8 protein-coding genes are annotated in these 14077 nt (G+C 48.9%); 5 read left to right on the top strand and 3 right to left on the bottom strand.

Annotated elements, in window-relative coordinates; genetic code table 11:
- Positions 1-119: 119 nt before the first annotated feature.
- Positions 120-881, top strand: coding sequence for a Nif3-like dinuclear metal center hexameric protein (locus MJX74_RS04820; protein ID WP_275692664.1), 762 nt, complete (start codon positions 120-122; stop codon positions 879-881).
- The gene (locus MJX74_RS04825) at positions 878-1645 is read left to right on the top strand and encodes a methyltransferase domain-containing protein (RefSeq protein WP_240221343.1); all 768 of its coding nucleotides are present in this window, start codon (positions 878-880) and stop codon (positions 1643-1645) included. The genes MJX74_RS04820 and MJX74_RS04825 overlap by 4 nt, the downstream gene beginning before the upstream one ends.
- Here the strand turns inward: MJX74_RS04825 and tamB are convergent.
- Complete coding sequence (gene tamB / locus MJX74_RS04830; RefSeq protein WP_240221344.1) at positions 1642-5394, bottom strand: autotransporter assembly complex protein TamB; 3753 nt, start codon at positions 5392-5394, stop codon at positions 1642-1644. The genes MJX74_RS04825 and tamB overlap by 4 nt on opposite strands.
- Entirely contained in the window at positions 5391-7115 is a 1725-nt protein-coding gene (gene tamA / locus MJX74_RS04835; protein ID WP_240221345.1) for an autotransporter assembly complex protein TamA, read from the bottom strand. The genes tamB and tamA overlap by 4 nt, the downstream gene beginning before the upstream one ends.
- Positions 7116-7338: 223 nt before the next feature.
- Between tamA and MJX74_RS04840 the strand changes: the two genes are divergently transcribed.
- Positions 7339-8454, top strand: a complete 1116-nt coding sequence (locus tag MJX74_RS04840) for a beta-ketoacyl-ACP synthase III (RefSeq protein ID WP_240221346.1) — start codon at positions 7339-7341, stop codon at positions 8452-8454.
- Positions 8455-8523: 69 nt separating this feature from the next.
- Here MJX74_RS04840 and MJX74_RS04845 read toward each other — a convergent pair whose 3' ends face one another.
- Entirely contained in the window at positions 8524-8832 is a 309-nt protein-coding gene (locus MJX74_RS04845) for an isoamylase early set domain-containing protein (protein WP_240221347.1), read from the bottom strand.
- A 459-nt stretch (positions 8833-9291) separates the two neighbouring features.
- Here MJX74_RS04845 and MJX74_RS04850 point away from each other — a divergent pair, with 459 nt between their 5' ends.
- Positions 9292-10512: an efflux RND transporter periplasmic adaptor subunit gene (locus MJX74_RS04850; RefSeq protein WP_240221348.1), complete on the top strand. Its 1221-nt coding sequence runs from the start codon at positions 9292-9294 to the stop codon at positions 10510-10512.
- A gap of 3 nt (positions 10513-10515) precedes the next feature.
- Entirely contained in the window at positions 10516-14025 is a 3510-nt protein-coding gene (locus MJX74_RS04855; RefSeq protein WP_240221349.1) for an efflux RND transporter permease subunit, read from the top strand.
- Positions 14026-14077 lie beyond the last annotated feature (52 nt).

A 14077-nucleotide genomic window follows, 5' to 3' on the forward strand; every position in this document is an offset into this window, starting at 1 on the left:
GTTATTTAAGCAACTAGCTCGCTATTTATACAACATTTTGCCACTGTTAGACAAATGTGCCTGATTTTTTTACCTGTTGCAGTACAATGCGGCTATTAACAGCAGCGGAAAACCAGTTGATGATAGATCGCGACCAGTTAGTTAAATTTCTGAACAACGAATTACAAAGTGAAAAAATCCGGGATTATTGCCCCAATGGTTTACAGGTTGAGGGTAAAGCTAATATTAGCCGTATTGTCACCGGGGTTACCGCCAGCCAGGCGTTACTTGATGCTGCGGTTGCGGTTAATGCCGATGCAATACTGGTGCACCACGGTTATTTTTGGAAAAACGAAACTGCCCAGGTAACCGGCATCAAGAAAAAACGTCTGCAAACGCTGCTATGTCATGATATCAATTTACTGGCCTATCATTTACCGCTGGATGTGCACCCGTCACTTGGCAATAACGCGCAGTTAGGTTTGTTACTTAGCGCGCAAAATATCACGGCTGTTGCCGCAGCCGAGCCAAACGGTGTGCTGATGCAGGGCGAGCTGGCGGCCGGGTTAAGTGCAAAGCATATAGCAAAGCAACTGGAAAACACCTTAGGTCGCAAGGTATTGCTGCACGCCATTGACAATAATGCGGCTGTCAGCAAACTTGCCTGGTGTACCGGTGGTGGCCAGGGCTATATTGAACAGGCAGCCGCTGCTGGTGCCCAGTTGTTTATCAGCGGTGAAGTGTCGGAGCAAACGATTCATTTATCGCGTGAGCTGGGCATTCATTTTATTGCCGCCGGCCATCATGCGACAGAGCGGTATGGCGTAAAAGCGCTGGGCGAATTTATCGCCCGCCAATTGGGGCTTGAAGTGCAATTTATTGATATTGATAACCCGGCATGAAGCAAAAAACCGATCGTAGCTTTGATGGCATAGCCGCCAAATTTAGCCGCAACATCTATAGCAGTACCAAAGGTAAGCTGCGCCAGTTGGTGCTGTTGCGTGATTTAGCAGAACTTGATGTATTGCACCAGCCTTGTCAAATCCTTGATGTTGGGGCGGGCCAGGGCCAGTTAGCGCTGGCATTAGCCGGGCAGGGGCATAGCGTGCATCTGACCGATATTTCTGCCGAGATGCTGCAACTGGCGCAGCAGCAAGCCATAGAACAGGGAATGGCGCAGTTAACATTTAGTCAGATAGGGCTGGCTGAGCTGGCGGCAACGCACAAGCAGCAGTATAAGCTGGTGTTGTGTCATGCCATGCTGGAGTGGCTGGCCCAGCCACAGTTGGCCATTGCCCAGCTCCGGCAGTTGGTAACACCGGGCGGGATATTATCGTTGATGTTTTACAACAAAGATGCCAAGCGCTTTGGCAATATCTTGTTTGGTAATTTTGATTATGTTGCAGCAGATTTTCAGGTAAAGAAAAAGGTCAGTTTAAACCCGCAGCATCCGTTGGCGCCGCAGGACGTATTGCATTGGTGTACACAGGCCGGTTTTAGCGTGCTGGGTAAAACCGGCGTGCGTTGTTTTCATGATTACCTGCTGGATCGCACTTTGCAGCAGAGCCAGTTTGAACAACTGCTGACACTGGAGCTACAGTACAACCGCACTGAGCCCTATGCCTCGCTGGGACGCTATCAGCATTTATTGCTCAGGGCCGATTAGTCAAATTCAAATTTGTACAGTAAATCAACGGCGTTATCCAGACTGGTGACGGCTTCCAGATACAAGCTGCGCATCAGCCGGTAGCGTAGGGTAAATTCACCGATGGCATTAAAAATGCCATAGCCGTATTTTATTTGCAGATCGCGTGACAAATAACCACTCACTGTTACCTGAGAGTTATCGCCTGCACCAGCAGTATCAAGAGTCAGGTCGCGCACGCCAAAGGCCTCGCCTAGTTCGCCCACTAAAGCACCGGTAGACGAGATAGACATACCAATCAGGCTGGTGGTCAGTGCTGAACTGGTACTGCCGGAGTCACTGCCGATGTCGCGGCCCATTAGCAAATAGGCCAGCGCATTAGCCTGAGGTTTTGCCGGCTCAGAGAATATCGTGATGGTGGGCTCATCTGCCGGGCCGGTAACCCGAATACCGGCAATGACAGCATCCTCCATGTTGTCAGGGTTGCGGATAGCCTCAACATTTAAAAAGGGCTGGTCTGATGGGCCATTAAAATTCATTTTGCCCTGACGGATCAGCAAATCCTGGCCATACGCACGAAAGGTGCCGTTTTGCAGGTTTACATCACCATTTACCGTAGGTTGCTGGTTAGGCTGCTGGCGTACGCGTAAATTACCGCTGAGGCGGGTTTCCAGACCAAAAGCCGATAAGTGCACTCTTTTGCCAAGTACGACATTAATATCGGTTTGCAGCGCAAAGGCGGCTTTTTCTTCTGTCGGTATTGGTTGTAGCTCTTCATCCAGCAACACCGTATCGTCCGATAACCCAACCGCAGTTTGCGGCAGGCTGTCAATGCTGATCCGCGCAAAAGGAATTTGCACTGTACCTTTAACTGATGTCAGGCCGGGTTTGGCGCTCAGCGTTAAGTCTGGCGCTATTTGCAGCCGTGCCTGAGGAATTTGCAGGCTCAGCTCATCACCTTTCACTTTAAGTGCTGCTTGCCAGTTATCCAGTTGTGGCCATTGTGCATCGCCATTGAGGTTAATCTCGCCTTTGCTGGTACTCACCAGGCCATCGATTGTGGCTTGTTGCCCGGCAAACTTCAGTTCTATGTTGGCATCAGTGACATCCAGCGGCGCCTGTCTGCCAGAGAGTTTAAACCCGCTAAGTGCCAGGTTGCCGTTAATGGCCGGGTTGGTTAAGTCGCCATTAAAGCGCAGGTCGCTGTTAAGCATGCCGGCAAGCTCACTGCTTTGATCCAGCAGGGGTTGTAAAAAAGCCAGGCTGAATTGTTGCAGCAGCAGTCTGCCTTCTACATTACGCGAGGATGATTGTACGTCGGTGATGGTGGCTTCAGTTTGCAAGCTGGCGTTGTTATCAAGCTGCAATTGCAAAGTACTGGTTAAGGTATCTTTGGCCAGTGCGGCTTCCAGTTTCCAGTTTTGCCAGCCCAGTGTCAGTGGTTGTTCAATCTGATATTGCCAGTTGCCACTGCTGCCACTGAGTTTAACCTGTGCTTGTGGCTGTTTGCCTTGCTGCCAGTTGGCACTGACTTGTGCATCGGCACTGCCTTGTAGTGCCATCTGTTCAGGTAAAAAGCCATCCAGTGCCGACAGGGCAAACTGCTGTAGCGCAAGGTCCAGCTCTATATGCTCCGCACTGAGTTTTAGTGGTTTAACAGCACATAAATTTGCCGGTTTCTGTTGCCAGCAGTGCGGCTGTACTGTTAAGCGCGCACTGGCAAAGCGGTAATCCAGAGCTGTACTGTCAACCAGTTGCCAGGGCCCCAGCAGGCTGTCCAGTTGCGCAGATACCAGTTTGCCTTGCCAGTACTCGCCGGCTTTTAAGCTGCCGCTCATTTCAATGCTGGCGTTGTGCTGCGGGCCGGTCAGTTCCAGCGTTAGTTGATGGCGTAACTCTGTGCCGTTAAGTGTCAGGTTTAACTGGTCAACACTTTGCTGCTGATATGTGCCGTTAATAGCCTGTAGTGACAGCGCCGTCGTCAGGTTATGCTCGCTGCTTAAACTAAGATCCGTATCCAGAGTTAACTGCTCCAGGCTGGCTTCCTGCCAGTGCAAGTCGCGGGCATTAAGCTTACCTGTAAGCTGCGGTGTTTCACGCCTACCGCTTAGTTGGAAATTTGCACTGATATCGCCGCTGGCACCGCTTATGGTTTGCTCCAGTGTTGGGATGGCAATATCCATTGCCAGTTGCCAGTCTTTATCCAGCGAGCCTGTCAATTGGATCTGGTTTTGCGCATGGCGCAGTGTCAGGCCGGGGGTATTTATCTGGTAGTCGCCTTGTCCGCTGCTGTCTGCAGCAGTGAGGCTGCCTTCAAGCAACAGTTTATAATCACGTAAAGTGCCATTAAGCTTAAATTCGGGCAGTGCCAGTTGCCAACCACCTTGCTCAGTCAGGTTACCGTTAAACTGCATATTGCCATTTAGCTCACCGCTATAATCCGGCCAGAACTGGCCCGGTTGGATCTGCGTTAATTGTAAGTTGCCCAGCCAGGTTAATTGCTGCTGCCAGCTAAGCTCTGCCGCAGCGCGAAGCTCACCGCCAAGGGTGTTAACAGTCAGGCTTTCCAGCGTCGCGCCAGTTAAGGTGCTGTGGCCGTTTAATTGCACTGTAGTTTGTGGTAGCTGCTTACCGTTTAATGCTAACTGGCCGGAAAACAGCAGTTGCTTCAGGCTGCCGTTTGCCATCATTTCCAGTTGGCTTAACTGTATATCTGCTTTCCCCGACAGCGGCCATTGTAACTGTTCGGCATTTAAGCTGGCGCGCAGCGGCAGTGTATTATCCAGCAGGTTAAACCATAAAGATAAGTCAGCTTCAAGCAACTCAGTGGCATAGGCTTGCAGCTGCAAATCGGCCAGCGTGCCATCCAGTGTTACGCGCAGCTGTTGTCCTGCCAGTTGTGTATCTTGCATCCGCAATCTGATATCGGCTTTGAGCGGATAATTACCGCTGGGCTGAATACTGGCAGACGCATTAAGGGTGGCCAGCGGGTGGTTTATATCCAGTTGGGTCAGGTTTATTTGCTCAGGTGATACTTGCAGGCTGAACGCCAGCTCACTAATGGTTTGCGGCTCTGGCTGTTGCAACGTGAAATCCGTCAGGCGAAAACGGTCGACAAACAAACTCAGTGGCAGCGTAATGTCATTTAGCTCAGGCGCCCGATAAACAAAAGGTTCACTTGTTGCTGTATCGGCAGTTTGTGGCAGTGACAGTGTGACCTTATGCCAGTGTGGCTGGTTAAGTTGTACTTTATTGCCCCACAGTTGTGCGCCGGTGCTAAATTGTTGCCAGTTCAATCTTGTATCACCTACTGCCACGCTGGCGTTGTTCAGTTGTAACTGTGTAACCTCAATAGCAAACGGCAGCCAAAAACCGCTTGTAGGGGCAGGATCTTCTGCTGGAGCAGGCGTATCGGTAGCAGTAATCTCAAGCTGCATGCCTTGCAACGCCAGTTGTTCGACACAGAGCGTTAAGCGCAAAAAGCAGCCATTGTTAATTTTCAGCGTGCTTTGTTCAAGAGTCATTGTGGTGGTGTCATCTTGCCAGCGCAGGCCATGCAAAGTGTTGGCGCCCAGTACGCTGCCTTCGCTACGCTCTACACTGAAGCCACTAACAAAATGCTGCGCCAGCCAGAGGTTAAAACTTAAACCGGCAGAGGTGTAAAGCAAAGTAAAAAGTAACATGGTTAATACAGCACACGGGATTAACAGTGTCCAGTTCAGCCATTTTAAGCCACGTTTTGCCCAACGCTTCGTTGTTTGTCGGCTCATAATTCAGGCCCTAAAGCAAAATGCAGCTGGAAACCCTTGCCCGGGTCGTCCAGGCCCCAGGCAAAATCAATACGAATAGGCCCCACCGGCGATGCCCAGCGCACTCCCATACCCACGCCCTGCACCCAATCGGGGCTATCATCCCAGGCGCTGCCATAATCACTGAATGCTGCCAGCCACCAGTTGCCTTTAACGCGGTACTGGTATTCCAGTGTGCTGGTTACCATGTAGCGGCCACCGGTCAGCTCATCGTCGTTGTTGCGCGGTGATACGGTTTCATAACCATAACCACGGATACTATTATCACCGCCAGCAAAAAAACGCAGTGATGGTGGCAGTTGCGACAAGCTTTCCATCAGAATGGCACCAGCATCAACGCGGGTAACAAAACGGTGGTTATTGCCGGCGCTGCCTATCCAGCCGGCACGGCCACGCAAACGAACAAAACTGGCATCCGAGCCCCAGGCTTCGTCTGATACTTCAACACCCAATAATAAGCGGTTGGCCGAGGAGGGCATCGAACCTTCCGACTGTTTGGTGCGGCTGTAGCTTAAACCCGGCATAATCAGGCTGATAGCGTCATTTTGATCAGCCTGAACAAAGTCTTCATATAACCAGCGTACCGAGGCGACGCGGTACCAATCACTGTCCAGCAACCAGTGGCGCTCCAGCACCAGGTTTGATTCACGGCTTTTGGTATCCTGATTATCACGGTTACGAAAACCAAGTTGTACCTGATAAAAATCCTCGGCAACACTGGCCAGCGGCAATTTATATGCGGCTTCTACACTTTGTTCTATTTCAGATAACGCCAGCTTGCTGCTCAGGCTGTGGCCAGCGCGGTTAAGCCAGGGCTTATTCCAGTTTAATTTCAGCCGGGTTTTTACGTCCGTGGAATAACCAATACCGGTCTCTATAATATTGCGCCGTTCAGGTTCCAGCGCCACGTTAATTGGTAGGGTGAAATCCTGCATCTGCGAGGTATCGCCTTCCACCAGTATGGAAGAAAACCAACCGGTAGCTGCCAATGCCTGGTTAAACTCACCCAGCTCAGTGGCCAGATAGTAGTCGTTTTCGGCAAAGGGCACTAAAGATTGCAACCTCGGTTCGTCTATCTGATTACCACTAAAGCTAACTTCACCAAATTTGTAGCGCTTACCAGCATTAAAATGCAGATGCACAAAGGCTTGCTTTAACTCTGGTGCAACCTCAAGCCGCGCCAGTTCAAAATCGGCATCAAAGTAGCCTTTACGCATCGCCAGGCTTTTTAACGCGTTTTTAAAACCATCATAAGCACCATGGTGCAATATCTGGCCTTGCTTGGGGCCCTGCGCAGTCAGCAGGGCTTTAAAGTCTGCATCTGTTTTGGCGTCGCCAGACAATTGAATATCACTTTTCGCAATACGCACCGGTTCACCGGTTTTAACATTCACTTGCAACAACCTGGGTTTGTCGGCGTTATGAGTAACGGTAACCTGACTGTCGTAATAACCCAGCGCTTGCAAAGCGGTATGCACTTCCTGCTCTACGGTAGCCTGAAAACGCACGCCGGGCATATTGTCTGCGTCACTGTATTTTTGCAGGTAAATGGCCACATTGTCATGTAAAGAGCCGCTAATGCCGTTGATTTTAAATTGATATGATGACTCCGCGTAAGCGGTTGAATTAATGCCTAGCGTGGCTGCCAGCACTGCGGTGATCAGTAAGCCTGGGTTTTGCATCCGCCTTGAGAAATCCCGTATTAAAATAAGTAAAATAATGAAAGATATGTGAATACTGGCGCTATTATGGCTTACAGTCATTGTCAATGTACACCGCGCTGCATAAATCGCGACTGAATAAGCCGGTAATATAACGCCAGGGTACAACTGAGAGCCTAACTTCAGTTATACTGACTGCACTTTTAAAACGGTAGTAAAACCGTTATCAGACAAGGTTAGTATTATGAAAAGTGTTGTGATCAGTGGCTCTGGCTTGTTTACGCCAGAGCAGGTTATTACTAACGAAGAACTCGTCGCCAGTTATAACCAGTATGTTGACCAGTTTAATGCGCAGCAGTCTGTTGCTATTGCCAACGGCGACGTTACCGCGCTGGAGCATTCCAGTTGTGAGTTTATTGAAAAAGCCTCTGGTATTAAAGCGCGCCATGTGTTGTACAAAGACGGTATTTTAGACCCTGCCATTATGCAGCCGGTGCTGCCAAGGCGTGGCGAAGAACAATTGCCGGAAATGGTAGAAATGGCCGTTGTTGCCGCCCGTGAAGCGATGGCGCAAGCGAACAAAACCGCCGCCGATATTGACCTGATTATTTGCGCCGCATCGAATATGCAACGCTCTTACCCGGCGTTGTCGATTGAGTTGCAACAACAACTGGGTGCCGCGGGTTATGCTTTTGATATGAATGTGGCGTGCTCTTCCGCGACTTTTGCTATCAGTAATGCGGTAAATGCTATTCGCGGCGGCACGGCCAAAGTGGTGCTGGTGGTTAACCCGGAGTTTGCTTCGCCACAGGTAAATTATCGTAGCCGCGACAGCCATTTTATTTTTGGTGACGTTTGCACCGCCACTATTATTGAAGCTGAAGACAGTTGCACTAGCAACAATGCCTGGCGCATTAATGGTATGAGGCTTAAAACCGAGTTTTCTAATAATATCCGTTGCGATGTCGGTTATACCGAGCATTGTCTGGAGCCGGATCCGCTGGCGCCGTTTTTTAAACAGCAAGGCCGCAAAGTATTTAAGGAGCTGCTACCGATAGTGGCTGATGTAATACTGGCTGAAATGGCCGAACAACAGATAGCGCCAGAACAGTTAAAGCGTTTGTGGCTGCATCAGGCCAATATTAATATGAATATCTTTGCTGCAAAGAAAATTCTTGGCCGCGATCCGTTGCCGGAGGAAGCGCCGCTGGTGCTGGATACTTACGCCAACACAGCGTCAGCTGGTTCAGTTATTGCGTTTCATAAATACAAGCAGGGCTTGCAGCAAGGAGACCATGCTATTTTATGCTCGTTTGGTGCAGGTTATTCAGTAGGCTGTTTAGTATTACAAAAGTGCTGAGCATTAAAAAGCGCTGAGGGCAAAAATGACACAGGCCGCACGGCGGCCTGACGTCATCTAAGCAATAAATTACAGCCTTACCACCGAGTTATTGTCATAAGACACCGGCGAAGGCTGATAGCAGTCTGCGGCTTCATCATTTAGCCAGGTACCGCCATTAATCAGGTAGCGGAACTGATATTCCTTATTTTTCTCCAGATTGACTGTTGCAGTAAAATCACCGCTTTTACTTTTTTTCATCGGCAGCGCTACCGGATCCCAGTCATTAAATTCTCCCAGCAGTGCCACTTGTTCAGCCGAAATGCCGCGGTGGGCTGGTAACGTAAAAGTAACTTTGCATAGTGGTTTGGTTTTCAAATATTGCTTACTGATGCTCATAGATTGCCCTCAAATTGTGACGGATTATGCTTAATAAAACTGTTTTAGCCGGCCATTATTATTCAGTGTTGCCAGCCTTATGGTTAATTAATGATCAGAACAGCTATAGCGCCAACATAGAAAATTTTTCGTTGTACGGCAAATAACTATTTTGCAGGTGGTTATAACTATTTTTTTACTTCTGCCCGTACAGCAGTAAAGCACCGCAGTTGTAACAAGATATTACACTGCAGCAGGTGTGATTTGCCTGAGCTGGCAGCATCGATATGGCTAAAATTGGTCGCCATGCCACAATGCATAAGGCTTTGGTATGAGAACTAATGTAGCCAGGTTACAGAATAATTTATCTGCTGCAGCCTGATATTGCGGCTACTGATACAAAGCGTAACATTCGTAAGGTTACTTTATTGTGCTGGCGTTTTAGTATGGCGTTAGTAAAACAGCATCGTGGGAAACAACATGGCAGCAAAAATTATAAAAATCATTGTTCCGGTGGCCGTTATCGTACTGGCTGTCGTTGCGGCAATAGGTCTGGCAAGTATGCGAAAACCGCCTGAGAAAAAAGAAGAGCAACGCCCGGGCATTTTAGTTAATGCGCAGCAAATAGCCTCGCAAGACCTGATTTACCGTATTCAGTCGCAAGGTACAGTGCGGCCGAAACTGGAAACCAATTTAAGTTCTGAAGTAAATGGCCGTATTGTTGAAGTGGCTGAAAACTTTGTTGAAGGTGGCTTTTTTAATCAGGGCGATTTACTGGTGCGGGTTGAACAAGCCGACTATCTGACCAACGTTAAAGCGGCAGAGGCCAGTTTAGCCAATGCTCAGTCGGCACTGGAAGAAGAAAAAGCCCGCGGCCGGGTAGCCGAAGAAGAATGGCGCTCTTTTACCGCCGGTAAAGCCCCTGAGCTGGGTTTGCGCCGGCCGCAACTGGCAGGAGCGCTGGCAACAGTGCGTTCGGCAGAAGCAGAACTTGAACGCGCTAACCGCGATCTGGCCCGTACCGAAATCCGTGCGCCATACTCTGGTATGGTTAAAAGCCGTGATGCCAACCTGGGGCAGTTTATCAGCCGTGGTACCAGTGTTGGTATGATTTACGGCACTGACATCGCTGAAATCAGGTTACCACTGACCGACAACGATTTAGCCTTTTTAGAAATTCCTGATTTTACGCAAAACAGCAATGAGCCTGAAGTTGTGCTGACCGCTGCCGTGGCCGGCCAAATTATGCAATGGCCAGCCCGGTTGGTACGCACTGAAGGTGTGCTGGATGAGCGCAGCCGGGTAATTTACGCCGTTGCTGAAGTTATCGACCCTTATCAGCGGGTTAGCCGCAAGCAGGCTCCGTTGCGGTTTGGTCGCTTTGTGCAGGCGCAAATTTTAGGTGACGCCACTGAGCAAGTGGTGGTTATTCCACGGCATTTGTTATTGGCGCAACAACAGGTACTGGTGGTAGATAAAGACAGCCAGCTACAATTTAGAACAGTGATTGTTGAGCGTTCTGATGAAAATTCAGCTTATATCCGCTCTGGTTTTACCGACGGTGACCGCCTGGCTACGTCGGCTATTGCTAACCCGCTGGCGGGTACTGTAGTGCGGGTTGCATCTGATGTAGAAGAGCAGGTGGCAGAAAGCACTGCCAAGCCAGAAGTTGCCGCTGTAGCCAGCCAGGGCAAGGAGTAAAGTATGGATACCAACAAGGGCTTGATATCCTGGTTTGCCCGCAACAGTGTGGCCGCTAACCTGCTGATGGCGATTATACTGGTTGCCGGTGTCGCTTCTCTCTTTACCATTAAAAAACAGATATTTCCTGAGATCGTATTAGAGCAGGTTAATATTCGTGTGCCTTATCTTGGCGCAGCACCACAGGAAGTAGAAAGTGGTGTTATCGATAAAATTGAAGAGAGCCTGCGCGGTGTTAACGGCATTAAGCGCATTCGGTCAACGGCAGTTGAAGGCCTGGCGACAGTGCGTGCTGAAATTGCCAATAACTACAACGTGCAAGAGGTTATGGATGAAATTAAAACTCAGGTTTCTGCCATTTCATCGTTGCCGGAGCAAACCGAAAAGCCGGTAGTGTACCGGGTACGTTTTGAAAGCGATGTTATGTGGCTGTCGTTGTATGGTGATGCCACCGAGCGTACGTTAAAAGAGCTGTCTAAAGATATCCGCGATGAACTGCGCAAGCTACCGGGTGTCAGCAAAGTGGAAGTGGTGGGCGCGCGTGACTATGAAGTGTCGATTGAACTGTCTGAATTAAAGCTAAAAGAATACGGTTTAACTTTTGATCAGGTTGTCAGCGCTATTCGTGGCAGCTCTGTCGATTTACCCGGCGGAGCTATTAAATCTGACAGCGGCAATATATTGCTGCGCACCAAAGGCCAGGCTTACTTTTTACAAGATTTCGAAGATATTGTGCTGCTGACCTTTGCTGATGGTACGCGCTTATCGTTAAAAGACATTGCCACTATTAATGATGGTTTTATCGAACGGGAAGACTTATCTACCTTTGATGGTAAAAATTCAGTGTCTATCCGGGTTGGTGCCGTGGGGGATGACAACACGCTGAAAATTGCCGAACAGGTAAAGGCTTACGTTGAACGTAAGCAAACGCAATTGCCGTCTTCGGTGTCTATAGCGCATTGGGGCGATTCCAGTTACTACCTGCAAGGCCGGCTCGATTTGATGAGCAACAACCTGGTGATGGGCGCGTTTTTGGTGCTACTGGCACTTACCTTATTTTTGGAATTTCGCATCGCATTTTGGGTAATGGTGGGTATTCCGGTGTGCTTCCTTGGTGCCATGGCGATGTTGCCGCTACCGATGTTTAATGTGTCAATAAATATGATTAGCTTATTCGGCTTCATCCTGGTACTGGGTATAGTGGTCGACGATGCGATTATCATCGGTGAAAGTGCTTATAGTGAAATCGAAAAGCGCGGTAAATCAGTTGATTCAGTTATTGCCGGGGCGAAAAAAGTGGCCATGCCGGCAACCTTTGGGGTGTTAACTACGATAGCTGCTTTTGTGCCAATGCTGATGGTAGGTGGGGCTCAGGCGCCTATTTGGGGCTCTATTGCCTGGGTAGTGGTGCTGTGTCTGATTTTTTCACTGGTAGAATCTAAGTTAATTTTGCCATCGCATATTATCAATATGGATACCAAACCATGGGATCCGGATAAAAAAGGCATTTTTTACAGCAGCGGCCGTGCGTGCAGTAACGCACTAAAAGCCGTGCGAATGAAGGTGATGTCGGGCCTGAACCACTTTATAGGTAAATGGTATCAGCCCTTCGTTGAGCGCTGTATTCATTATCGTTATGTCACTATGGCCGCTTTTATGGCGATGTTGATCCTGATGTTTGGTGTGCTTGGTGGTGGCTTTGTGCGCTGGGTGTTTTTCCCGGATATCCCCAGTGACTTTATCAACGCTAATTTAACTATGCAGGAAGGCTCATCAAATCAGGCTACGGTCAATGCGTTACGCGAGGCAGAAGCCGCGCTGGTGCGGGCAAACGATAAACTTAATGCAGAATTTAACGACAGCATTATCAAGCACCGTTTAGTGTTTTTAAACAATGATACCTCTGGCCAGTTGGTGGTTGAGCTGGAAAAAAGTGAAGGCCGCGAAATTGACGGGTTTGAAATTGCAAACCGCTGGCGCGCCGAAATGCCGGATATTCCAGGTGTAAAAGCGTTTAAAATTAATGCCTCTACCGCCGGTGGTGGCGGTGCCGATATCGCATTACAACTGCGCGGTACCAACCTGGATAACCTGAAGCTGGCTACCGAAGAGCTAAAAAGCCGTTTAGCGCAATACGCCGGTGTTTATGACATTGAGGATAATTTACTCGGCGGTAATGATGAAATTGTTCTGCAGTTAAAACCCGAAGCGCATTTATTGGGGTTAACTCTGGCTGATGTTGCACGCCAGGTACGCTATGGCTTTTATGGTGCTGAAGCACAGCGGGTGCAGCGTGACGGCGAAGAAGTAAAAGTGATGGTGCGCTATCCGCGTACTGATCGCAGCTCTGTTGGCAGCCTGGAAAACATCCGTATTCGCACAGCTGATGGCGGTGAAGTGCCGTTTAATCAGGTAGCCAGCTACACCATGCAGCCCAGTTTTAGCGCTATCAACCGGGTAAATGGTGAGCGTGCGGTAACTATCACTGCGGCGGCTGATAAATCGACCATTGAACCTGGAAAAGTAGTAGGCGAAATGCGCAGCAAGGTTATCGCCGAGGTTACAGCTAAATATGAAGGCGTAACCGGCGAGCTTGACGGTGCCAGCCAGGATGAAATGGATGCTCAGGCTGATTTATTAAAAGCCGGGGTGTTCGCGCTGTTCTGTATTTATGCACTTATGGCCATACCGCTGAAATCTTACAGCCAGCCGCTGGTTATTATGAGTGTGATCCCGTTTGGTTTAGTCGGTGCGGTAGTAGGGCATATGGTGCTTGGCCTGAGTATGAGCATTATGTCTATCTTCGGTTTGGTGGCGCTTGCTGGGGTTGTAGTAAACGATTCGCTGGTCATGGTCGACTTTGTTAACCGTGCCCGCGAAGAGGGGTTATCGCTCCGCCAGGCTGTGTCGCAAGCCGGTGCGCAGCGTTTTCGGGCGATATTGCTCACCTCACTTACCACCTTTGTCGGCCTGGCACCGATAGTGCTGGAAAGGAGCTTACAGGCAAAAATTGTCGTGCCGATGGCCGTATCACTGGCGTTTGGTATTTTATTTGCTACCATTATTACCCTGCTATTAATACCGGCTCTGTATGTAATACTCGAGGATATTAAAGATAAGTTCCCTAAAGCTATCCGTTATTACTTAGGTACTTTCGCCAAGGCTTATCAGTTTACAGGTCGTGCATTAAGGCGTGAATACTGGTCGTTTTGGGTAATACACTTGTTTTTTGCCTCACTGATTATCGGTATCATTGATGCAGTTTTATTTATTGTCTTAGGCGATCTTTACCCCAAGCAAATTTTAAGTATTGCTTATGGTTTATTTAGCCTTCTACCCATGGTTTCATTAGTTGTTAGGCGGTTACATGATATAGGTTACAGTGGGCATCTAGCTTGGATATTGTTAATTCCTGTAGTTAACTTACTATTTATAATTGTGATCGGTTGTATTGGAACTAAGGCTGCTGGCGATAAGTATGGTGAGAATCCTAAGTTTCTTACTTACGCGTGACAGATAGAAGTTTGAATGTAAAAGGCCACGCAATTGCGTGGCCTTTTTATAT

The sequence above is a fragment of the Rheinheimera hassiensis genome, from assembly GCF_022436675.1.
Lineage (GTDB): Bacteria > Pseudomonadota > Gammaproteobacteria > Enterobacterales > Alteromonadaceae > Alishewanella > Alishewanella hassiensis.